This is a genomic window from Actinomadura sp. WMMB 499 (assembly GCF_008824145.1).
Taxonomy (GTDB): Bacteria; Actinomycetota; Actinomycetes; order Streptosporangiales; family Streptosporangiaceae; genus Spirillospora.
The window spans coordinates 4,888,434-4,909,114 of record NZ_CP044407.1; the positions used below are offsets into that span (position 1 = coordinate 4,888,434).

At 73.4% G+C, this 20,681-nt stretch carries 25 protein-coding genes; 17 read left to right on the forward strand and 8 right to left on the reverse strand.

What is annotated here, in order from left to right; all coding sequences use genetic code 11:
• Nucleotides 1-41: 41 nt before the first annotated feature.
• The 13 genes from F7P10_RS21655 (at nt 42) to hypE (ending at nt 11,450) form a co-directional block, all read left to right on the forward strand.
• A complete protein-coding gene (locus F7P10_RS21655; RefSeq protein ID WP_151011675.1) occupies nt 42-500 on the forward strand; it encodes a hypothetical protein in 459 nt (152 codons plus the stop codon).
• A gap of 120 nt (nt 501-620) precedes the next feature.
• Nucleotides 621-2,210: a hypothetical protein gene (locus F7P10_RS21660; protein ID WP_218040103.1), complete on the forward strand. Its 1,590-nt coding sequence runs from the start codon at nt 621-623 to the stop codon at nt 2,208-2,210.
• Nucleotides 2,207-2,848: a hydrogenase maturation protease gene (locus F7P10_RS21665; RefSeq protein WP_218040104.1), complete on the forward strand. Its 642-nt coding sequence runs from the start codon at nt 2,207-2,209 to the stop codon at nt 2,846-2,848. Before F7P10_RS21660 ends, F7P10_RS21665 begins: the two co-directional genes overlap by 4 nt.
• Nucleotide 2,849: 1 nt before the next feature.
• Nucleotides 2,850-3,302 (forward strand): hydrogenase maturation nickel metallochaperone HypA, encoded by a 453-nt coding sequence (locus tag F7P10_RS21670; RefSeq protein WP_254716791.1) that lies wholly within the window; start codon nt 2,850-2,852, stop codon nt 3,300-3,302.
• Between the two features lie 5 nt (nt 3,303-3,307).
• Nucleotides 3,308-3,922, forward strand: coding sequence for a hemerythrin domain-containing protein (locus F7P10_RS21675; protein ID WP_151018204.1), 615 nt, complete (start codon nt 3,308-3,310; stop codon nt 3,920-3,922).
• Nucleotides 3,919-4,983, forward strand: coding sequence for a hydrogenase expression protein HypE (locus tag F7P10_RS21680; RefSeq protein WP_151011677.1), 1,065 nt, complete (start codon nt 3,919-3,921; stop codon nt 4,981-4,983). Before F7P10_RS21675 ends, F7P10_RS21680 begins: the two co-directional genes overlap by 4 nt.
• A 39-nt stretch (nt 4,984-5,022) precedes the next feature.
• A complete protein-coding gene (locus F7P10_RS21685; protein WP_151011679.1) occupies nt 5,023-6,828 on the forward strand; it encodes a nickel-dependent hydrogenase large subunit in 1,806 nt (601 codons plus the stop codon).
• Nucleotides 6,821-7,495 (forward strand): NifU family protein, encoded by a 675-nt coding sequence (locus F7P10_RS21690; protein ID WP_151011681.1) that lies wholly within the window; start codon nt 6,821-6,823, stop codon nt 7,493-7,495. Before F7P10_RS21685 ends, F7P10_RS21690 begins: the two co-directional genes overlap by 8 nt.
• Complete coding sequence (locus tag F7P10_RS21695) at nt 7,492-8,169, forward strand: DUF5947 family protein (RefSeq protein ID WP_151011683.1); 678 nt, start codon at nt 7,492-7,494, stop codon at nt 8,167-8,169. The genes F7P10_RS21690 and F7P10_RS21695 overlap by 4 nt, the downstream gene beginning before the upstream one ends.
• Nucleotides 8,170-8,171: 2 nt before the next feature.
• Entirely contained in the window at nt 8,172-8,381 is a 210-nt protein-coding gene (locus F7P10_RS21700) for a hypothetical protein (protein ID WP_151011685.1), read from the forward strand.
• 341 nt (nt 8,382-8,722) lie between these two features.
• On the forward strand, nt 8,723-9,151 hold the full coding sequence (locus tag F7P10_RS45495; protein ID WP_151011686.1) for a HypC/HybG/HupF family hydrogenase formation chaperone: 429 nt from the start codon (nt 8,723-8,725) through the stop codon (nt 9,149-9,151).
• 14 nt (nt 9,152-9,165) lie between these two features.
• A complete protein-coding gene (hypD, locus tag F7P10_RS21710) occupies nt 9,166-10,296 on the forward strand; it encodes a hydrogenase formation protein HypD (RefSeq protein ID WP_151011688.1) in 1,131 nt (376 codons plus the stop codon).
• Nucleotides 10,293-11,450, forward strand: coding sequence for a hydrogenase expression/formation protein HypE (gene hypE, locus F7P10_RS21715; protein ID WP_254715940.1), 1,158 nt, complete (start codon nt 10,293-10,295; stop codon nt 11,448-11,450). Before hypD ends, hypE begins: the two co-directional genes overlap by 4 nt.
• Before the next feature lie 85 nt (nt 11,451-11,535).
• Here hypE and hypF read toward each other — a convergent pair whose 3' ends face one another.
• The 8 genes from hypF to F7P10_RS21755 form a co-directional block, all read right to left on the reverse strand.
• Nucleotides 11,536-13,848 carry a carbamoyltransferase HypF gene (gene hypF, locus F7P10_RS21720; RefSeq protein ID WP_218040106.1) on the reverse strand — a complete coding sequence of 771 codons (2,313 nt, stop codon included), beginning with the start codon at nt 13,846-13,848 and terminating at the stop codon, nt 11,536-11,538.
• Nucleotides 13,845-14,507 carry an SIS domain-containing protein gene (locus tag F7P10_RS21725; protein WP_151011689.1) on the reverse strand — a complete coding sequence of 221 codons (663 nt, stop codon included), beginning with the start codon at nt 14,505-14,507 and terminating at the stop codon, nt 13,845-13,847. The genes hypF and F7P10_RS21725 overlap by 4 nt, the downstream gene beginning before the upstream one ends.
• Complete coding sequence (locus tag F7P10_RS21730) at nt 14,507-14,755, reverse strand: HypC/HybG/HupF family hydrogenase formation chaperone (protein ID WP_151011691.1); 249 nt, start codon at nt 14,753-14,755, stop codon at nt 14,507-14,509. Before F7P10_RS21730 ends, F7P10_RS21725 begins: the two co-directional genes overlap by 1 nt.
• Nucleotides 14,752-15,357, reverse strand: coding sequence for an SIS domain-containing protein (locus tag F7P10_RS21735; protein ID WP_218040107.1), 606 nt, complete (start codon nt 15,355-15,357; stop codon nt 14,752-14,754). Before F7P10_RS21735 ends, F7P10_RS21730 begins: the two co-directional genes overlap by 4 nt.
• Nucleotides 15,348-15,737, reverse strand: a complete 390-nt coding sequence (locus F7P10_RS21740; RefSeq protein ID WP_151011693.1) for a helix-turn-helix transcriptional regulator — start codon at nt 15,735-15,737, stop codon at nt 15,348-15,350. The genes F7P10_RS21735 and F7P10_RS21740 overlap by 10 nt, the downstream gene beginning before the upstream one ends.
• 96 nt (nt 15,738-15,833) lie before the next feature.
• The gene (locus F7P10_RS21745) at nt 15,834-16,577 is read right to left on the reverse strand and encodes a hypothetical protein (RefSeq protein ID WP_151011695.1); all 744 of its coding nucleotides are present in this window, start codon (nt 16,575-16,577) and stop codon (nt 15,834-15,836) included.
• Complete coding sequence (locus F7P10_RS21750; protein WP_151011697.1) at nt 16,574-16,753, reverse strand: putative quinol monooxygenase; 180 nt, start codon at nt 16,751-16,753, stop codon at nt 16,574-16,576. The genes F7P10_RS21745 and F7P10_RS21750 overlap by 4 nt, the downstream gene beginning before the upstream one ends.
• Before the next feature lie 20 nt (nt 16,754-16,773).
• Nucleotides 16,774-17,487: an SDR family oxidoreductase gene (locus F7P10_RS21755; RefSeq protein WP_151011699.1), complete on the reverse strand. Its 714-nt coding sequence runs from the start codon at nt 17,485-17,487 to the stop codon at nt 16,774-16,776.
• An 81-nt stretch (nt 17,488-17,568) separates the two neighbouring features.
• On the opposite strand from F7P10_RS21755, the gene F7P10_RS21760 reads away from it, so the two are divergent.
• From F7P10_RS21760 to F7P10_RS21775, 4 genes are all read left to right on the forward strand, one after another.
• Complete coding sequence (locus F7P10_RS21760) at nt 17,569-18,018, forward strand: helix-turn-helix domain-containing protein (RefSeq protein WP_151011701.1); 450 nt, start codon at nt 17,569-17,571, stop codon at nt 18,016-18,018.
• Nucleotides 18,015-18,638 carry a TetR/AcrR family transcriptional regulator gene (locus F7P10_RS21765; protein WP_151011702.1) on the forward strand — a complete coding sequence of 208 codons (624 nt, stop codon included), beginning with the start codon at nt 18,015-18,017 and terminating at the stop codon, nt 18,636-18,638. Before F7P10_RS21760 ends, F7P10_RS21765 begins: the two co-directional genes overlap by 4 nt.
• A gap of 58 nt (nt 18,639-18,696) precedes the next feature.
• Entirely contained in the window at nt 18,697-19,296 is a 600-nt protein-coding gene (locus F7P10_RS21770) for a hypothetical protein (RefSeq protein WP_254715941.1), read from the forward strand.
• 145 nt (nt 19,297-19,441) lie between these two features.
• Complete coding sequence (locus F7P10_RS21775) at nt 19,442-20,548, forward strand: ferritin-like domain-containing protein (RefSeq protein ID WP_151011706.1); 1,107 nt, start codon at nt 19,442-19,444, stop codon at nt 20,546-20,548.
• Nucleotides 20,549-20,681: the final 133 nt, after the last annotated feature.

The following is a 20,681-nucleotide window of genomic DNA, read 5'->3' on the forward strand; positions in this document are numbered from 1 at the left end:
TCGGGCGCGAGGCGCCCGGCGACGACGACGCCGTACAGGACGTGGTCGAGCGCGACGGCGCCGTGCCACGTCGCGCGGCGGTGCCGGGCGTGCCGGACGCCCAGGGCGGGGCCGACGGCCAGTTCGTAGCCGAGCCAGATCGCCAGCCCGTACGCCGGACCGGCCGACGGGCGGCCGCGCAGCCGGTCCGGCAGCAGGCCGAACAGCACGCCGCCCGCCGTCCCGTAAAGCCAGTGGAATACCTCGATAAAAGCGTGGCGCTGCCGTTCCGTCATATTCCTGACGAAGGCCGGGGCGTGTTCATCGACAATGGCTTCGGGCGGGCTTTTCTGCTGCGGTCCCGCGGCGGCGGTGACCGTGCGCAGCCCGGTCATCGCCATGGCCGCCACGGCACCGCGCGCTCCGGCCCGCGCGACCCGCCCGTACCGCTTCTTCCTGCGCCTTCGCATCTCCGACCCCCGGACCACGGCATGTCGCGTAGCGCGATTACAGCACGCTGACGGGCCGCCCCGGTAGGTGCCGCGGTCACCTATCGGCGGGCGCCACTTACCCGGCTCGCCGCCTCGTTGCTATACCCGAAAAAGGGCGCGCGGGGCGTTCCGGGCAGTGGGAGAGAGGCGATGGCGGCGACAGGTTTCGAGGGCGTGCGGGCGGTGGCCGACGCGATCCTCTACGAGGGCTACCTGCTGTACCCCTACCGCCGCTCGTCGGGCAAGAACCGGGTCCGCTGGCAGTTCGGGGTGCTGGCGCCGCGCTCCTGGGCGGACGCGCACGGGCTCGACGACACGAGCGTCGCCGGGTCCGCCGAGTCGTGGTGGCAGCAGACCGAATGCCTCCTGGAGGCCCCCGAGGACGCCGCGATCACCGTCCGGCTGCGGTTCCTGCAGCTGCAGCGCCGGACGGTGCGTCGGCGCCGCGCCGGCGGGACGTTCGAGGAGGTCGGCGCCCTCGGGACGCACCTGCCGTTCGACGAGGCGGTGCCGCGGGAGTTCGACGTCGCCGCCCCGCTGGCCGACCTGCTCGCGGGCGGGCGGCGGTTCGCCGTCCGTGCCCCGGCGGGCGAGGAGCACGAGGACGTCGCGACGCCCGAGCACCCCGAAGGCGGCCGGATCACCCGGAGCCGCCTCGACGTCGACGCGGTCGTGACCGTGTCGGCGGTCCGCTGCGACGCGCCGTTCCCGCTGCACCGGCTGCGGGTGCGGGTCGAGAACGGCCATACCGCCGACCGCGCCGCCGCGCCCCGGGACGAGGCGCTGCGCTGGTCGCTGCTCGCCGCGCACACGATGATCGCCGCCGTCGACGGGGCGTTCGTGTCGCTGCTGGAGCCGCCGCGGTGGGCGGAGCACGCGGCCCGCGAGTGCGCCAACGTGCACACGTTCCCGGTGCTCGCCGGTCCCGAGGGCGAGCGCGGGATCGTCCTGTCGTCGCCGATCCTGCTGTACGACCACCCGCGGATCGCGCCCGAGAGCCCCGGCGACCTGCACGACGCGACGGAGATCGACGAGATCCTGTCGCTGCGGACGCTGACGCTGACGGACGCGGAGAAGCGGGAGGCGCGGGCCACCGACCCGCGCGCCGCCGAGATCCTCGACCGGGTGGACGGGATGCCGCACGAGGTGTTCGAGCGGCTGCACGGCGCCGTCCGCTCGCTCGGCCCGCTCGCGGAGCGGGCGGCGGCGGAGGGGGCGGCGGAGCCCGAACGGACGCCCTGGTGGGATCCGGGCGCGGACGCGTCCGTCTCCCCCGACACCGACGCGGTGACGGTGGACGGCGTCGCGGTCTCGCGGGGCAGCCGGGTGCGGTTGCGCCCGCGCGCGCACGGCACCGACCCCCAGGACCGCTTCCTCGACGGCCGGACCGCGGTCGTGGAGGCCGTCCTCCTGGACGTCGACGACGCGTGCCACCTCGCCGTCTCCCTCGAGGACGATCCGGCCGCCGAACTGAACCAGTGGTACGGGCGCTTCCGCTACTTCGCGCCGGACGAGGTGGAACCCCTCGCGGACGAGCCGGGCCCCGACGAGCCGGGCCCCGACGAGCCCGAGCCGCGTGCCGGCAGGCCGCGCGCGGATGAGACGCGCCTCGCCGGGACGAGCGTCCACGAGACGGCCGCGGCCGGGGCGAGCGCCCACGAGGTGCGCGCCGCCGCCGGGAGGAGCCCCGAGGATCCGGACACCGCCGGGGCGCTCGCGGACGAGGGGAGCCCGCGGTGACCGGGCTCGGCGGAACCGGCGGCGGCCGGGTGCTGGTCGCGGGCATCGGCAACATCTTCCTGGGCGACGACGGCTTCGGCGTCGAGGTCGTCCGGCGGCTGGACGCGCCGGGCCTGCCGGAGAACGTGGACGTGACCGACTACGGCATCCGCGGCGTCCACCTCGCCTACGAACTGCTGGACGGCCGCCACGACACGCTGATCATGGTGGACGCCGTCCCGCTGGACGGCGCGGACCCCGGCGAGCTGGCCGTCCTCGACGTGACCGGTGCCGCCGAGGACGCCGCCGCGGAACCGGACGCGGCCGAGACTCCCCCGGTGAACGGCCACGGCATGCATCCCCTCGCGGTGCTTCAGCTCCTGCACCGGCTGGGCGGCCGGATGGACCGCGTCCTCGTCGTCGGGTGCCGGCCCGCAGACGTGGGGGAGCGGATGGGGCTGTCCGACCCGGTGACCACCGCGCTGGACGAGGCCGTCCGGCTGGTGGGGCGGCTCGCCCGCGAGGAGGCCGCGCGGGTCTCCCCCGAGCTCGGCCGCAGGTCCGGCCGCAAGCCCGGCCGGAGGACCGGCCGGAGGACCGGCACCGCAACCGCGACGACCGGCACCGCAACGACCGACACGGAGGCCACCAGTGCATGAAATGGGAATGTGCGACGCGATCGTCGACGCCGCGCGCAAGCGGGCCAGGGGACGCCCGGTGAGCGGCGTGCGGGTGCGCGTCGGCGGCCACCCCGTCGACCCGGAGGTGATCGACCAGGGATTCCGGCTGGCGGCCGAGGGCACCGAGATCGAGGGCGCCCGCATCGACCTGGTCATGGAGCCGCTGGCGGTGCACTGCCGGGACTGCGGCGGCACGACCCCGGTCGGGTCGGCGGCGGCGCTGGCCGCGTGCCCGGTCTGCGGGGGCGTGGACGTCGAGGCGCGGGGCCGCGACGACGTGGTGCTGGAGTCGATCACCGTCGCCGCGCCGCCCGACGGCGCGCACGCCACCGCCGGGCCCGCCGGGGACGGCGAGCGGCCGGAGCACGGGCCGGAGCACGAGCCGGTACACGGGCCGGCGCGCGAACCGGAGGGCGAGCGGGGGAGCGCGTGACGGCGATGGACGCGATCGAACTGCTCAAGCACGACCACCGGATGGTCGAGCAGCTCCTCCGCGACTTCACCGCGGCGGCGTCCGACCGGCAGCGGTGGGGCGTGGTGGACATCCTCGTGCGCGAGCTGTCCAAGCACGCCGCCGTCGAGGAGCTGATCTTCTATCCGTTCGCCGGGAAGGCGCTGCGCGACGAGGCGCTGGTGCAGCGGCACCTGGCCGAGCACATGGCGCTGAAGGAGGCGCTGGCCGAACTGGACGCCCTGTCCCGGACGAACGGCCGGACGAACGGCCGGACGGACGGCCGCGCGGGCGGCCGCGCGGGCGGGCTCTCGACGGGCCGTCCGGGCGGGCGCGCCGGGGAGCTCGTCGAGCTGGTGCGCCGCGACGTCGAGGAGCACGTCCAGGACGAGGAGGGGGAGTTGATGCCGCGGCTCCGCGAGGCGGCGGACGAGGCGGCGCTGCACGAACTCGGCCGGAAGCTCGAGAAGGCGAAGGGGACGGCCCCGACGCGGCCGCACCCGCACGCGCCGGACCGTCCTCCGGCCCTCACGGTGGCGGCCCCGGTGGCCGCCGCCTACGACCGGATGCGGGACCGGATGCAGGGGAGGCCGCGGACATGACGCAGACGCGCGAACGAGGCGATACCACGACCCCGAAGGGGTTCGACGAAATCCACATCCTGTGGATATCCGAGGGGATGAGCTGCGACGGCGACACGGTGTCGGTGACGGCGTCGTCCCAGCCGGCCATCGAGGACGTCGTGAACGGCGTGATCCCGGGGCTGCCGAAGGTGAACCTGCACAACAAGGTGCTGTCGCCGACGCTGGGCGGCGAGGAGTTCCTCGCCGCGTTCCGGGCCGCGGCGCGCGGCGAGCTGGAGCCGTTCATCCTCGTCATCGAGGGGTCGATCCCGAACGAGCGGATCAACGGGGACGGCTACTGGACGTCGTTCGGCAACGACCCGGACACCGGCGAGCCGGTGACGCTGAACACCTGGATCGACCGGCTCGCGCCGCGCGCGTGGGCGGTCGTGGCGGCGGGCACCTGCGCGACGTACGGCGGGATCCACGCGATGGCGGGCAACCCGACCGGGGCCATGGGCCTAGCCGACTACCTCGGCTGGGACTTCAAGTCCGCGGGCGCGCTGCCGATCGTGAACGTCCCCGGCTGCCCGGTGCAGCCGGAGAACTTCATGGAGACGCTGACCTGGGTGCTGTACCACGCGGCGGGCGCCGCGCCGCCGCCGCCGCTGGACGAGATGCTGCGCCCGCAGTGGATCTTCGGCCGGACGGTGCACGAGGGCTGCGACCGGGCCGCGTACTACGAGCAGGCCGACTTCGGCGGCGACTACAACTCGCCGAAGTGCCAGGTGAAGATCGGCTGCTGGGGGCCGGTGGTGAACTGCAACGTCACCAAGCGCGGCTGGATGAACGGCGTCGGCGGCTGCCCGAACGTGGGCGGCATCTGCATCGCCTGCACGATGCCGGGGTTCCCCGACAAGTTCATGCCGTTCATGGACCAGCCGCCGGGCGGCGGCCTCTCCTCGACGCTGATCAAGCCGTACGGCTCCTTCATCCGCCGGATGCGCGGCATCACCAACCACGCGGCGAACCGGGAACCGAAGTGGCGCCACAACAAACCGGCGCTGACCAGCGGCTACGACCCCCGCTACCGCCCGTAGGGACGCCCGCGACACCGGAACGGAAAGAGGGAGCGAGCCATGGCGCACACCGCGCAGACGAAACCGGCACCCGCCGGGACGACCGGAGCCGAGCAGCTCGTCGAGATGTCGTGGGACCCGATCACCCGCATCATCGGCAACCTCGGCATCTACACCAAGATCGACTTCGCGAACCGGCGGGTGGCCGAGTGCCACAGCACGTCCTCGCTGTTCCGCGGCTACTCGGTGTTCATGAAGGGCAAGGACCCGCGCGACGCGGGGTTCATCACCAGCCGCATCTGCGGCATCTGCGGCGACAACCACACGACCTGCTCGGTGTACGCGCAGAACATGGCGTACGGCATCAAGACGCCGCCACTGGGCGAGCTGATCCTGAACCTCGGCGAGGCCGCCGAGTACATGTTCGACCACACGATCTTCCAGGACAACCTCGTCTTCGTCGACTACTGCGAGGCGATGGTCAAGGACACGAACCCGAGCGTGCTGCGCCGGGCTCGCGACACCGAGGCGCCTAACGCGGCCATCCACGGGTACCGGACGATCGCCGACATCATGGAGGCGTTCAACCCGTTCGAGGGCGCCCTCTACAAGGAGGCCCTCAAGGTCAGCCGCGTCACCCGCGAGATGTTCTGCCTGATGGAGGGACGGCACGTCCACCCGTCCACGGTCTATCCGGGCGGTGTCGGGACGATGCCGGAACCGACCCTGTTCACCGACTACCTGAGCCGGCTGGTCGGCGTCCTCGACTTCATCAAGCGGGCCGTCGCGATGAACGACGACGTGTTCGACTTCTTCTACGAGGCCCTGCCGGGATACGAGGAGGTCGGCCGCCGCCGCGTCCTGCTCGGCTGCTGGGGCGCGTTCCAGAACCCCGAGGTCGTCGACTACCGGTACGAGACGATGGACCGCTGGGGCCGCGCCATGTACGTGACGCCCGGCGTCGTCGTGGACGGCGAGCTGCTGACGACGAACCTCGTCGACATCAACCTCGGCATCCGCATCCTGCTGGGCAGCTCCTACTACAAGGACTGGGTGAACGAGGACCCGTTCGTCACCCACGACCCGCTCGGCAACCCGGTCGACATGCGGCACCCCTGGAACCAGACGACGCTGCCCGACCCGCAGAAGCGCGACTTCGACGACAAGTACAGCTGGGTGATGAGCCCGCGCTGGTTCGACAAGAGCACCGGCGACCACCTCGCCCTCGACACCGGCGGCGGCCCGTACGCGCGGCTGTACACCACCGCGCTCGCCGGGCTCGTCGACGCCCGGTACGTGAAGTCGACCGGCCGGAGCGTCCAGATCTCCCTGCCGAAGGGCGACTCGCTGCCGGAGACGACGCTCGAGTGGCGCATCCCGCCGTGGTCGAACGCCATCGAGCGCAACCGGGCGCGCGTGTACTTCGTCGCGTACGCCGCGGCGATGGCCGTCCAGTTCGTCGAGGAGGCGCTGGAGCGCGTCCGGGCGGGCGACACGAAGGTGTTCGAGGACTTCGACGTGCCGGACGAGGCGATCGGCTGCGGCTTCCACGAGGCGGTCCGCGGCGTCCTCTCGCACCACATGGTGATCCAGAAGGGCAAGATCGCGAACTACCACCCGTACCCGCCGACGCCGTGGAACGGCAGCCCGCGCGACAGCTTCGGCACGCCCGGCCCGTACGAGGACGCCGTCCAGGACATGCCGATCTTCGAGGAGAACGGCCCGGACGACTTCCGCGGCGTCGACATCATGCGGGCCGTCCGCAGCTTCGACCCCTGCCTGCCGTGCGGCGTCCACATGTACCTGGGCAAGGGCAAGCAGCTCGAGAAGATCCACTCGCCCATGTTCGGCGCGACCCATGGCTGAGGCCGAGCCGCGGCCGGACGGCGCGCCGCCCGGGGACGCGCGTCCCGGGGACGCGCGTCCCGGCGACGTGCGGCCGGAGGACCGGCGCCTCGGCGAGGGGGACGTCGCCGCGCGGCTGACCCGGATCGAGGAGGCGCTCGCCGCGCTGGAGCGGACGCCCGGCCGGACGGCCGAGAGCGCCCTCGACACGGTCGCGACGCTCGCCGAGGTCTACGGCGAGGCCCTCGCCCGCGTCATGGACCGCGCCGCGCACGACGCCCGGCTCGTGTCCGCGCTCACCGACGACGACCTCGTCGGGCACCTGCTCGCGCTCCACGACGTGCACCCCGCGCCCGTGGAGGAACGGGTGGCGCGCGCGCTGGCCGACATCCGGGAGCAGCTCGGCTCGCGCGGCGCGGACGTCGAACTCGACGGCATCGAGGACGGCGTGGCGCGCGTCCGGTTCCCGGACCGCGCGGACGGCGGCGGCTGCGGGAGCTGCGGCAGCACCTCCGCGAAAGGGGGCGCCGGCGCGGGCGGCAGCGTCGAGGACGCGGTCCGCGACGCGGTGCTCGGCGTCGCGCCCGAACTGTCGGCGATCGAAGCGGTCCCCGCGCCGGCCGCGCCGGCCGGGCGGCCCGCGGGCGCGTTCGTCCCGCTCGAGTCGCTGTTCCGGGACGCGCGGTGAGCGCGCTGGAGCGGCTCGTCGCGCGCGCGGCGGCGCGCGGCGCGGACGCCGCGGAGCGCTGCGACCTGTGCGCCGAACCGGTTCCGGACGATCACGGCGGCGGGCACGCGCACGTCCTCGACGAGCGCGGCGACGGCCTCCTGTGCGCGTGCCGCGCCTGCGCCCTGCTGTTCGAGCGGGACGCGGCGGGCCGGGACGCCGAGGGCCGCGGCCACTTCCGGCTCGTCCCGGGCCGCCGGACGCGGCTGACCGGCGTGCCGGTCGACGACCTGGGCGTCCCGGTCGGGCTCGCGTTCTTCGTCCGGCACGCGGACGGCGCGGTGACCGCGCACTACCCGAGCCCGGCGGGCGCCACCCGCTGCGACGTCGACGCGTCCGCCTGGACGGCCGCCGCCGGCCGGTGCGAGCCGCTGCGCTCGATGGCGCCCGAGGTCGAGGCGCTGCTCGTGCACACCGGCCCGACCCTGCGGTCCGCGCCCGAGCAGCAGTGGCTCGTGCCGCTCGACGAGTGCTACCGCCTCGTGGCGACCGTGCGCCTGTCGTGGAAGGGACTGTCCGGCGGCAAGGACGTGTGGCCCGAGATCGAGCGCTTCTTCGCGGAACTGGCCGTACGCGCCGGTGAGGCGTCGGGCGCGCGCGCTGAGGAACACCTGGCCGAGAAGGGAGTGACCTGACCATGGCCGAGATCAAGGTGGGCAAGCCCCACGTGAAACCGGACACGCCGTCACACACCAAGGGCGTGCCCCAGGGCAACGCGAAGGGCAACTACAAGAAGCAGACGGGCCACCACAAGGACGGCACGGCGGACGCGCGCCGCTCGACCGGGATCAGCCCGAAGAAGCACGACGCGATCCTGCCGATCATGCCGAACCTGCCGCCGGGCTGACGCCCGCGCCCGTCCGGGAAGCCGCCCGTCCGGGCGGGCGTCCCGTCCGGGCAACTGCCCGCATGGGCAACCGCCCGTCCGGGCGACCGCCTGTTCAGGAAGCCGCCCGTCCGGGCGAGCGTCCCGTCCGGGCGACTGCTCGGCCGGGTGACCGCTCGTCCGAGAAACCGACTGTTCGACCGAGAAGGGAACGACCGACATGCGACCGTGGAAGATCGTCGCCGCCGTGGCGGGCCTCGCGTTCTTCGCCCTCCTGGTGAAGGAGTACCCGTCGATGAAGCGCTACATCAAGATGGAGCGGATGTGACGGACGCCGCCGCCGGGAGCGGGGGGCGGGGCTGATGTGCCTGGGGATTCCCGGGGAGATCGTCGAGCTGCCGCGGGACGGGACGGACATCGCGAAGGTCGAGGTCGTCGGGGTGCGCCGCGCCGTGAACGTCGGGCTGCTCGACGAGGAGCGGCTCGCCCTCGGCGACTGGGTGCTCGTGCACGTCGGGTTCGCGATGTCGAAGATCGACGAGGCGGAGGCCGCGGCGACGCTGCGGCTCCTGCGCGGGCTCGGCGAGGCCTACGACGACGAAGTGGACGCGCTCGCCCGCTCGGACCTCGATCTCGACCTCGAACGCGAACTCGAGCGCGACCTCGAACGCGGACTCGACATCGACCTCGGACCGGACGGCGAAGCCGAACGCGAACCCGAGCCCGCACCCGAGCCCGGCCGCCGGGCCGGGCCCGGACGCGGCCGCGGCCGCGGTCACGACACGAACTGAAAGGCGGCCGACCATTGCGGTTCGTCGACGAGTACCGCGACGCGGAGCGGGCACGGGCGCTGTCGGCGCGCATCGCCGCGCTGTGCGAGCCGGGACGGCAGTACAAGTTCATGGAGGTGTGCGGGGGGCACACCCACACGATCTACAAGCACGGCATCGAGGACTACCTGCCCGAGACCGTGCAGCTCGTGCACGGGCCGGGGTGCCCGGTGTGCGTGCTGCCGATGGGGCGGGTGGACGACGCCATCGCGATCGCCCGCGACCACCCGGACGTGATCCTCACGTCGTTCGGCGACATGCTGCGCGTGCCGGGCGGCACCGGCTCGTTCCTGGACGCGAAGGCGGCGGGCGCCGACATCCGGATGGTGTACTCGCCGCTGGACGCCCTCAAGATCGCGAGGCTGAACCCGGACCGGCGGGTCGTGTTCATGGCGATCGGGTTCGAGACGACCGCGCCGTCCACCGCGATGACCGTGCTGCGCGCGGCCGCCGAGGGGATCGGCAATTTCTCGGTCTTCTGCAACCACGTGACGATCATTCCGGGCATCAAGGCCATCCTGGACTCGCCCGACCTGCGGCTCGACGGGTTCCTCGGCCCCGGGCACGTCTCGACCGTGATCGGCTGCCGCCCGTACGAGTTCATCACCGGCGAGTACGGCCGCCCGCTCGTGTGCGCGGGGTTCGAGCCGCTCGACGTCCTGCAGTCGGTCCACATGCTCCTGGAGCAGCTGGACGAGGGGCGCAGCGAGGTCGAGAACCAGTACGCGCGGGTCGTCCCGTGGGACGGCAACCCGCGGGCGCTCGACGCGATCGGGCGGGTCATGGAGCTGCGGCCGTACTTCGAGTGGCGCGGCCTCGGGTTCATCTCGCACTCGGCGCTGCGGATGCGCGACGCCTACGCGGAGTTCGACGCCGAGCGGCTGTTCGACCTGCCGGGGGTGCGCGTCGCCGACCCGAAGGCGTGCCAGTGCGGCGAGGTGCTGAAGGGCGTCCTCAAACCGTGGGAGTGCAAGGTGTTCGGTACCGCCTGCACGCCGGAGACGCCGATCGGGACGTGCATGGTGTCGTCCGAGGGGGCGTGCGCCGCGTACTACAACTTCGGCCGGTTCACGCGGGAGCGCGTGAAGGAGGCGAGCCGCACGTGACGACCGAGGACACGGCGACGGACGACATGACAACCGGGAACACGGCACCGGGACGGCCGATGGCTCCGCACGCGTCCCGCGAGGAGCAGGTCCTACAGCGCATCGAGCGCGCGCGCCGGCGCAAGCCTCGCGTGAAAGAGGACCGCATCACGCTGGCCCACGGTGCCGGCGGCAAGGCCACGCAGACGCTCGTCGAGGCCCTGTTCGTGGAGGCGTTCCGGCATCCCGCTCTGGAGGCGCTCGACGACGGCGCCGTCCTGTCCCTGGACGGTGGACGGCTCGTGTTCACGACCGACTCGCACGTCGTCTCGCCCCTGTTCTTCCCGGGCGGCGACATCGGCGAGCTGGCGGTGAACGGGACGGTCAACGACCTCGCCGTGTGCGGGGCGCGGCCGCTGTACCTGTCGGCCGGGTTCGTCCTGGAGGAGGGCTTCCCGGTGGACGATCTGCGCCGCATCGTCGCGTCCATGGCGGACGCGGCGGCGCGCGCGGACGTCTCGATCGTCACCGGCGACACGAAGGTCGTGGAGCGGGGCAAGGCGGACGGGTGCTTCATCACCACGTCCGGTATCGGCGTCCTCGACGGTGCGGGCGCGCGCGCAGAGCTCGGTGCGTCCGCCGTCCGCGCGGGTGACGCGGTCCTGGTGTCGGGTCCGATCGGGGACCACGGCGTCACCGTCATGCTGGCGCGCGGCGAACTGGACCTGGAAGCCGACGTCACGTCCGACACGGCCGCCCTGCACGGGCTCACCGCCGCGCTGCTCGGCGCGGTGCCGGGCGGTGTCCGGATGATGCGGGACGCGACGCGCGGCGGGGTCGCGACGGTGCTGAACGAGATCGCGGGGGCGTCCGGGCTCGGCGTCGTGCTGGACGAGGAGGCGGTGCCGGTGCGTCCGGCGGTCGAGGGCGCGTGCGAGCTGCTCGGCATCGAGCCGCTGTACGTGGCGTGCGAGGGACGGTTCGTCGCGGTCGTGGACGGCGCACGCGCGGACGCGGCGCTCGGCGCGCTGCGCGGGCACCCGCTGGGCGCGGACGCCGCGATCGTCGGGACCGTCCGCGACGACCCGCCCGGCCTGGTGCTGCTGCGGACGGCGTTCGGCGGCACCCGCATCGTCGACATGCTGGTGGGCGACCCGCTCCCCCGCATCTGCTGAGCCCCCGCCGCCCGCTCGCCCGGGACGCGGTCAGGAAGCGGCCGCGCCCCGGGCGATCCCGTCCCGGCCGGAGGGCGATCCCGTCCTAGGCGCGCCGGTCCCGGGCGAGCCGGTCCCGGGCGGCGGCGACGACCGCCTGGCCGAGCGCGATGCCGCCGTCGTTCGGCGGGACGCGCGAGTGCGTCAGCACCCGGAAGCCGGAGTCCTCGAGCCCGGCGACCGTCCGCTCCAGCAGCAGGACGTTCTGGAAGACGCCGCCGGACAGCGCGACGGTGCGCAGCCCGGTGCGGTCGCGCAGCAGCCGGGCCGCGCGGACGGTCGCCCACGCGAGCCCGTTGTGGAAGCGCGCGGCGATCGCGCCCGCGCCCGCCCCCGCGAGGACGTCGTCCACCGCCGCCCGCACCAGGTCGGTGCCCCGGACGACCAGGTCGTCGGTCACGGTCGCCCGGTAGGCGGCGCGCTCGTGCGGGTCGGCGGCCTGCTGCAGCTCGATCGCCGCCTGCCCCTCGTACCCGGCCGCGTCGCGCACGCCCGCGATGGCCGCGACCGCGTCGAACAGCCGTCCCGCGCTGGACGTGCGCGGCGCGCCCGCCTCCGGCCGGGCCAGCGCGGTGACGGCCGCCCACCGCTCGCGGTTGCGGCCGGCGACGGGAAGCCACGGCGCCTGCCCGCCGAACGCGGCCGCCAGGTAGGACGCCGCCATCCGCCACGGCTCCCGGACCGCCGCCGCGCCGCCCGGCATCGGCACCGCCTCCAGGTGCCCGGCGCGCCGGTACCCGGCCAGGTCGGCGACCAGCAGCTCCCCGCCCCACAGCGTCCCGTCGTCGCCGAACCCGAGCCCGTCGAACGCGATGCCGATGACCGGCCCGTCCGTCCCGTTGTCGGCGAGGCACGACGCGATGTGCGCGTGGTGGTGCTGGACGCCCACGAGTTCGACACCGTCGAGGTCGTGGGCGTACTTGGTCGACAGGTACTCCGGGTGCAGGTCGTGCGCCACGACCTCTGGCCGCACCCCGAACAACCGGCAGAAATGATCGATGCCCTCCTGGTACGAGCGCAGGGTCTCGTAGTTCTCCAGGTCGCCGATGTGGTGCGAGAGGAAAGCGTGGTGCGCGCGCGCCACGCAGAAGGTGTTCTTCAGTTCCGCACCGCACGCCAGCACCGGTCTCGGGAACTCCCACGGCGTCCGCAGCGGCGACGGGACGAACCCGCGCGAGCGCCGCACCGGCAGCGTCCGCCCGCGGAAGGACCGGACGACCGAGTCGTCGGCCCGCGTCTCGATGCGGCGGTCGTGCACGACGAACCCGTCGGCGATCGGGCCGAGCCGCGCCAGCGCCTCCCCGTCCCGCGTCGCGATCGGCTCGTCCGCCACGTTCCCGCTGGTCAGGACGATCGGACGGGCGAGGCGGGCGGCGAGCAGGTGGTGCAGCGGCGTGTACGGCAGCAGCACGCCCAGCTCGCGGTTGCCGGGCGCGACGGCGGCGGCGACGCGCGCGCCGTGGCGGCGCTCGGCGAGCATGATCGGCCGGGCCGGGGAGGCGAGCAGGGCCTCCGCCGCCGGGTCCAGGTGGACGAGCGCGCGGGCGCCCGCGAGGTCGGGCGCCAGGACGGCGAACGGCTTGTGCTCCCGGTGCTTGCGCGACCGCAGCCGCGCCACGGCGTCGGGGTGGCCGGCGAGCGCGGCCAGGTGGTACCCGCCGAGGCCCTTGACCGCGACGATCCGCCCGTCCAGCAGCCAGCGCGCCGCCGTCTCGACCGGATCACCGGGCACCTCCCGCCCGTCCGGGCCGACCGCCCGCAGGCGGGGGCCGCAGTCCGGGCAGCACACGGGCTGGGCGTGGAACCGGCGGTCGCGCTCGTCGCCGTACTCGCGGGCGCACGCGCCGCACATCGCGTACTCGGCCATCGTCGTGTTGTCCCGGTCGTACGGGACGTTCCGGACGATCGTGAAGCGCGGGCCGCAGCGCGTGCAGTTGGTGAACGCGTACCCGTGCCGCCGGCCGTCCGGGTCGCGCAGCTCCGCGAGGCAGTCGTCGCAGGTCGCGGTGTCCGGCGGGACGAGCGCGGCGGGCGGGGCGCTCGCGTCGCTCGGCACGATCCGGAAGCCCCGGTCGCCGAGCAGCGGCAGCGACTCGGTGAGGACGCGCTCGACGACGGCGAGCGACGGCGGAACCGGCACCCCCGCACGGGCCCCCGCGCCGCCGAGGTCGCCGACGAACCGGGCGAGCGCGGACGCCTCCCCCTCCGCCTCCGCGAACACCCCGGACGCGTCGTTCCCCACGAACCCCGACAGACCGTACGTCCCGGCCAGCTCGTGCACGAAGGGCCGGAACCCGACGCCCTGCACAATCCCCTCGACGCGGATCCGGATCCGCTCCCGTCCCTCGTCCACGTTCACGACAGGCCGTCCAACCGGCCGTCCAGGGCCCGCTGGAGCAGCTCCCACAGCACGTGGGACACGGTCGCCTGCGCCTCCTGGACGCGGTGGACCGACGCCGACGGAACCGTGAACAGGTGGTCCACCGTGCCCGGCTCCGCCATCGCGCCGCCCCCGTACCCAGCGAACCCGACGGTCGCCAGGCCCGCGCGGGACGCCGCCGCGAACGCGTTCAGCACGTTCGCCGACCCGCCGCTCGTCGAGAACCCCACCGCGACGTCACCCGGGCGCCCGAACGCGGCGAGCTGCCGCGCGAACACCGCCTCGAACCCGACGTCGTTCGCCAGCGCCGTCAGCGCGGCGACGTCCCCGGTCAGCGCGGTCGCCGGGACGGGACGCGCGCCGTCCGGCGGCCGCACGCACAGCCGCGCGAGATCCTGCGCGTCCGTGCAGCTCCCGCCGTTGCCGAACGTGAACAGCCGGCCGCCGCCGATGACGGACGCCGTGATCCGCCGGGCGCACGCCACCAGCTCGTCCGCCGCGTCCTCCGCCAGCGACTCCCGCAGCGCGGCGATCTCGGCCGCCTTCTCCTCGGTGGACCGGCGCACCTCCGCCAGCACCGCGCCGAGGTCCGACCCGCCCTCGTACAGGAACGGGTACAGCGTCTCGATCCCGCTCATCACGGTTCCACCGCACCCTCCACCGCGCTTTCCACGGCAAGTGCCTCCTTCGCGTGGACCAGCACCACGTCGCCCACCCGGGCGTCGACCAGCGCCACGCTCACCTCCTCCGGGCCGGCCTCGGTGTCGACGAGCGCGAGCCCGTCGCCGAGCAGCTCGCGCACCCGCACCCGGACGGCCGCGTCCGAGCACGTCACGCACACCCCGTCATGGCACTCCGGCGTGCCCGCGGGCTCCGCCGGGCTCACTTGGCGGTCTCCCGCCGCAGCGTCCCTGGATGCTCGAAGAAGACGTGCACCAGTTCCCACAGCACGTGGTAGACGGTCACGTGCACCTCCCCGGCGACGAGCGGGTCGCCGGTCCGCGCCCGCAGCACGTGGTCGGCGCCCTGGCCGGCGTCGCCGTCCCCGCCGGTCAGCGCGACCGTCAGCAGCCCCAGCTCGGCCGCCGCCGCCAGCCCGCGCCGTACGCTCGCGCACCGCCCGTCCGCCGACAGCCCGAGCGCGATGTCGTCCGGCCGGGCCAGCGTCCGCAGCTGCGCCGCGTACACCTCCGCGAACCCGTCCGCCTCGGCGATCGCCGTCAGCGCGGCGACGTCCCCGGTCAGCGCGAACGCCGGCAGCGCCCGCTTGCCCACCACCACCGGGTGCACGAACTCGACCGCCACGTGCTGCGCGTCCGTGCACGCCCCCGCGTTGCCGAACACGATCAGCCGCCCGCCCGCGTGGAACCGCACCGCCATCGCGTGGCAGGCCCGCGCGATGGCGTCGGCGTCGCCCGCGACCGCCCGGCCCGGTTCGGCCCGCCGGTCGAACGCCTCCCGGACCGCCGCCCGCGCCGTCACGTCCACGACACGGCCCGCGGTTCGCGCCCGCCGCCCGGCGCGGCCGGTGCCGCCGCCCGCGCCGCGGCGTTCCAGCGGGCGAGGAACGAGGTGATCACCTCGCCCAGGTGCGCCAGCTTCGGCGCCCACGCCTCCAGATCGGCGACGCCCCGCTCGGTCAGCTCGTAGCGGCGGCGCGCCGGGCCCGCCTCCGACGGCACCCACGTCGACTCGACGAGCCGTGCCCGTTCCATGCCGCGCAGCACCCGGTACGCGTGTCCCGGCTCGACGTCCGACACCCCGAGGCAGGCCAGCCGGTCGATGAGGTCGTAGCCGTGACCGGGCCGCTCGTAGATGAGCAGCAGCAGGTAGGGATGGAGGAGGCTGCGCGCTTCGCAACCGCTCATGGGGCACGTCTCCTCACGGACTCCACGCGGGTGATCATGCTGGTGCAGGGGCATTACCCGGGGGCCGACAGGGGAAACCCCAGCGTCACGTCATGATCACATGGCGTGACCGGGGTCGATGAGGCCGTCGGTCTCGGCGAGGAGCTCGAGCAGTTCCTCGTCGCCGGTCCGCTCGAAGGCCGCCCGGACGGCGCCGCCCGCCGGGCCGCCCGTCAGCCACCGGACGACCGCGCCTCCGTCCGTCCAGAACGCGTTCTCGAGCTGCGGGTGGGCGAGTGCCCAGGCGAGTTCGTAGCGCCGCGAGGCGAGTTCCTCGTCCGCGATCTCGTGCAGGTGCCGCACGGCGGGGCCGTCCACCCGCGCCACCGCCGCCTCCCACTCCCGCAGGCAGGGCCCGAGGTCGACGCCGGCCGCCGCGAGCGCGCGCAGCGCCTCCCCCGCGCCCGGACGGGACGGGAACCGGGCGAGCGTCCGCGTCCAGAACCCGGCGAGGAACGCCGCGACCGCCTCCGCCTCCGGCCACTCGCGCCACCCGGCCCGGGCGAGCGTGCCGAACACGATCTCGGCGTCCGGCCAGACGAAGGCGTCGTCGGCGGCGAGTTCGAGGAGTCGGGGCGCGAAGTACCGGACGTCCTCCGGCCCGCCCCACGTGTTCAGCGCCTTCGCGGCGAAGCGGGACAGCTCGCCGGCGGAGAGCGAGCGCGGGGGACGGGCGAGGAGCCGCGCGCCCTCGTCCGCGCCCACGCAGCAGGGACATCCCTCCACCGCGGCCGGACGCGGCACCCGCGCGAACGCCGCGTGCAGCTCCTCGAGCCGGTCCTCGTACGGGTCCGCGCTCATGCGGGATACGGGCTGATCATCGTGTCGAAGTATCCGTCCACGGGTTCCGCCAGGTACTCGTCGATGCCGTCCAGGAACTCGCGCAGCGGCGGGTACTGGCTGTGCAGGTCGAGGTCCTCCTGCGAGCGCCACACCTCGTACAGGAAGAGCCGCCCGTCCTCATGTTCCAGGGCCACCTGGACGAGCATTCCACCCGTCACGGGCCCCCGAGCACGCGGTAGCCCGCGTCGACGGGGATGCGGACGCCGGTCACGGCGGGCATCCCGCCGTCCGCCACGGCCGCGATCACCCGCGCGACGTCGTCCGGCTCGATCATGCGGCCGAGGACGGAGCGCTCCGCGAGCGCGGCCTCGGTCTCGGGCGTGCGGGCGGCGGCGGAGCCCTCGGTGCGCACCCCCGCCGGGGCGACGACGTTGACCGTCACCGGGCTCGCCTCCGCCGCGACGTGCCGGGCGAAGGCGTCCAGCGCGGCCTTGGCGGCTGCGTGCGCGGCGGCGCCCGGACGGGTCAGCTCGGCGCTCAGGCTGGACACGTAGACGATCCGCCCGTGCGGCGGCATCTCGGGCAGGACGGCCTGCGTGAGGTGGTAGGCGGCGGCCAGCTCGCCCTGCACCTTGCCGATGAACGCCTCCCACGGCATCGACAGGAGCGGTTCGAACGGCGGGGTGATGTTGGCGTTGCAGACGAGCACGTCCGGCGGGCCGCAGGCCGCGAGCAGTCCGGCGACCTGTGCCGGGTCGCGGACGTCGGCGCGCAGCGCGGTCCCGCCGGTCTCCGCCGCGACGGCCGCGGCCGCCGCGGCGTCCCGGTGGTAGTTGACGGCGACGCGGTATCCGCGGCGGGAGAGTTCCCTGGCGGTGGCGGCGCCGATCCCGCGCCCGGCACCGGTGATGAGTGCGACTGGTTCCATGGCGCCCACGTTAGGAAAGCAGCTAACTTATGGGAAGTACGTACCTTTGCGTAAGCCCATAACCGAAGGGTAAGTGCACTGATGGACGACGACGTCTTCCGGCGGGACTGTCCGGCCCGCGTGGTCCTCGACCACGTGACGGGCCGGTGGGGCGTGCTCGTCCTGACCGCGCTCGACGGCGGTGACCTGCGGTTCTTCGAGCTTCGGAACCGGATCGAGGGGATCAGCGAGAAGATGCTGTCCCAGACGCTCCGCACGCTGGTGCGGGACGGCCTGGTCGAGCGGACCGTCGAGCCGACCGTCCCGCCGAAGGTGACGTACGGGCTGACGGAACTCGGCCGGGGCATCGGCGTGCCGCTGCGCGGGCTGACCGGGTGGATCAGGGAGCACGCGGCGGCGATCGGCGCCGCACGGGCCGCCCACGACGCGGACCACGACGCGGACCTTGACGCGGACCACGACCGCGCCAGGAAGGCGGGCGGGGACGCGGGGGTCCGGGTGCGGCGGAATGGGGGGACAATGGCAGGGTGACCGAGATCCGCACCCCGCTCCGCCGCCGTCCCGCCCAGCGCCGCAGCGCCGAACGCGTGCAGCGGATGCTGGACGCCTGCGCGGAGATCCTCGACGAGGACGGCTACGACGGGCTGACCACGACGCGGATCGCGCAGCGCGCCGAGGTCGCGATCGGCTCGGTGTACCAGTTCTTCCCCGACAAGCGGGCGGTCGCGCAGGCCCTCGCGCAGCGGAACCTGGAGGAGTTCGGGCGGCGCATCTCCGCGCGGCTCGCCGAGGGCGGCTTCGCCGACTGGTCCGACACGGTCGGCGCGATCATCGACATCTTCGTGGACATGCACCGGACCGTCCCGGGGTTCCGGGTGCTGCGGTTCGGGGACGTCGCCGACGTCCACCTGCTCGACTCCGACGCCGACAACAACGCGGTGGTCGCCGACCGGCTCCGCACGCTGATCGTCGACACGTTCGGCATCCGCGACACCCCGGAGCTGGCGACCGCGCTGGCCATCGCGGTCGAGGCCGGGGACGCGGTGCTGAAGCTGGCGTTCCGGCGCCGCCCGGACGGCGACCCGGTGATCGTCGCGGAGGCGGAGCGGCTCATCCACGGCTACCTCGCCGCGCACATCCGGGAGCCCTGAGCCCGCACCGCCGGGTATGGCAGACTCCCGGGCCAAACGGAAGGGACGGGTGGTTCCGGTGGACGACGAGCGGTTCCAGGCACAGTCGCGATTGCTGATCCGGCAGCGGGTCCGGCTGATGGTGAACCAGTACGAGGTGCACGCCGAGGCGCCCGGCGGCGGCGAGGGCGAGCTGATGGCGTTCGCCCAGCAGAAGCGGATGGCCTTCAAGGAGCAGGTCACCCTGTACGCGGACGACTCCAAGTCCACGCCCATCCTCGGGTTCAAGGCCCGCAAGCGCATCGACCTGGCCTCGGCGTACGACATCACCGACGCGCACGGACGGCCGATCGGGCTGTTTCGCAAGGACTTCAAAAAGTCGCTGCTCGCCTCCACCTGGCACCTGGAGCAGCCGGGGCTGGGCGTGGCGACCGGCAGCGAGCGCAACAAGGCGGTCGCGGTGGTGCGGCGGGTCTGGCAGTTCATCCCGTTCGTGGACGCGATCCCGTTCGCGTGGCCGTACCACTTCGACTTCTACGCGGGCGACCAGGTCGTGTTCTCGGTGGAGAAGAAGATCGGCATCCGCGACCGGTACGTGGTGGACATCAAGGACCCGCGGCTCGACCGCCGCCTGGTCATCGCCCAGGCCGTCGCGCTCGACGCGCTCCAGTCGCGGTAACGGGGAACTCACCCGGGGGCTCCGGTCTGGGCCGGGGGTATAGATCTACCGGCGCTTTACATGTTACGAAGGTATGTAAAGCGGTGGGCGGAACAGACCCCAGCGCCGCGACGGCGCGGCGCGTCCCCCCGAGGAGGATCCCCCGGTGAGTTCCTACGATCTGTACACCGAGCCCGTCTCCACGGACACCTGGGACGTCCCGATGGCGGGCGACACCCGGTTCACCTGGGAGTACGACGAAGGCCGCGACCGGCTGCTGAACCTGTACCAGAAGGGCAAGGACAAGCAGTGGGACGCGCAGAAGCGCATCGACTGGGACCTCGAGGTCGACCCGGTCAACGTCGCGGGCCTGCCGGAGAACTTCAACCCCCTCTTCGGCTCCGAGATCTGGGACAAGATGACCCAGAAGGAGAAGGACGAGTTCGGCCGGCACCAGAGCTCGTGGCTGTTCAGCCAGTTCCTGCACGGCGAGCAGGGCGCGCTGAACGTGTCCGCGCGGATCGTCCAGTCCGTCCCTGACCTCGACTCCAAGTTCTACGCCGCGACCCAGACGATGGACGAGGCGCGGCACGTCGAGCTGTACGGCAAGTTCGTCCACGAGAAGATCGGGATGTACTACCCGATCAACCAGGACCTCGCGAAGCTGCTCGCGGAGTCGCTCGAGGACAGCCGCTGGGACCTGCCCTACCTCGGCATGCAGGTGCTGATCGAGGGCCTCGCGCTGGCCGCGTTCGGACTGTACCGCGACATGTCGACGAACCCGCTCGTCAAGCAGCTCCTCGCGTACGTCATGCAGGACGAGGCGCGGCACGTCGCGTTCGGGCGGCTCGCGCTCAAGGACTACTACGCCGAGCTGACCGACCGGGAGCGGGCCGAGCGCGAGGAATTCGTCGTCGAGGGCTGCTACCTGATGCGCGACCGGTTCAAGGCGCGCGAGGTGTTCGAACAGCTCGACATGCCGATGGACAAGTGCATGGAGTACGTCGACAACTCCGACATGTACACGCTGTACCAGTCGCTGCTGTTCAGCCGGATCGTCCCGTGCGTCCGGGACGTCGGCCTGTGGGGCGACAAGGTGAAGAAGGCGTACGACGACATGGGCGTCCTCGACAACGCCAAGGCCGATCTCGAGGCGCTGATGAAGCAGGACGAGGAGATCGCCGAGAAGGTCGACGAGGAGCGGTACGCCACCGAGCTGGCCGGTCGCCAGCGGGAGGTGGACGAGGCCATCACCCTCGGCGCCGGGGACTGAGCGGCAGCCGAAGAAATCACCCGAAGCGGGGGCATTCTGAAATGTCCCCGCTTCGGGTGAAATGTCATTGATGATGCTGCGGGTCGGCCTGGTCTTGCCGAAGTCCTCGCCCCCGCTTTCCGTGCGGTGCCCT

Excerpts from the sequence above, each read along its gene's own strand:
- F7P10_RS21675 (WP_151018204.1), top strand. The coding sequence starts at position 3,308 with ATGGACGCGATCGAACTGCTCAAGCACGACCACCGGATGGTCGAGCAG.
- F7P10_RS21755 (WP_151011699.1), bottom strand. The coding sequence starts at position 17,487 with ATGGAACCAGTCGCACTCATCACCGGTGCCGGGCGCGGGATCGGCGCC.
- F7P10_RS21725 (WP_151011689.1), bottom strand. The coding sequence starts at position 14,507 with ATGAGCGGGATCGAGACGCTGTACCCGTTCCTGTACGAGGGCGGGTCG.
- F7P10_RS21700 (WP_151011685.1), top strand. The coding sequence starts at position 8,172 with ATGGCCGAGATCAAGGTGGGCAAGCCCCACGTGAAACCGGACACGCCG.
- F7P10_RS21670 (WP_254716791.1), top strand. The coding sequence starts at position 2,850 with ATGGGAATGTGCGACGCGATCGTCGACGCCGCGCGCAAGCGGGCCAGG.
- F7P10_RS21685 (WP_151011679.1), top strand. The coding sequence starts at position 5,023 with ATGGCGCACACCGCGCAGACGAAACCGGCACCCGCCGGGACGACCGGA.
- F7P10_RS21680 (WP_151011677.1), top strand. The coding sequence starts at position 3,919 with ATGACGCAGACGCGCGAACGAGGCGATACCACGACCCCGAAGGGGTTC.
- F7P10_RS21760 (WP_151011701.1), top strand. The coding sequence starts at position 17,569 with ATGGACGACGACGTCTTCCGGCGGGACTGTCCGGCCCGCGTGGTCCTC.
- F7P10_RS21690 (WP_151011681.1), top strand. The coding sequence starts at position 6,821 with ATGGCTGAGGCCGAGCCGCGGCCGGACGGCGCGCCGCCCGGGGACGCG.
- F7P10_RS21660 (WP_218040103.1), top strand. The coding sequence starts at position 621 with ATGGCGGCGACAGGTTTCGAGGGCGTGCGGGCGGTGGCCGACGCGATC.
- F7P10_RS21740 (WP_151011693.1), bottom strand. The coding sequence starts at position 15,737 with ATGAGCGGTTGCGAAGCGCGCAGCCTCCTCCATCCCTACCTGCTGCTG.
- F7P10_RS45495 (WP_151011686.1), top strand. The coding sequence starts at position 8,723 with ATGTGCCTGGGGATTCCCGGGGAGATCGTCGAGCTGCCGCGGGACGGG.
- F7P10_RS21745 (WP_151011695.1), bottom strand. The coding sequence starts at position 16,577 with ATGAGCGCGGACCCGTACGAGGACCGGCTCGAGGAGCTGCACGCGGCG.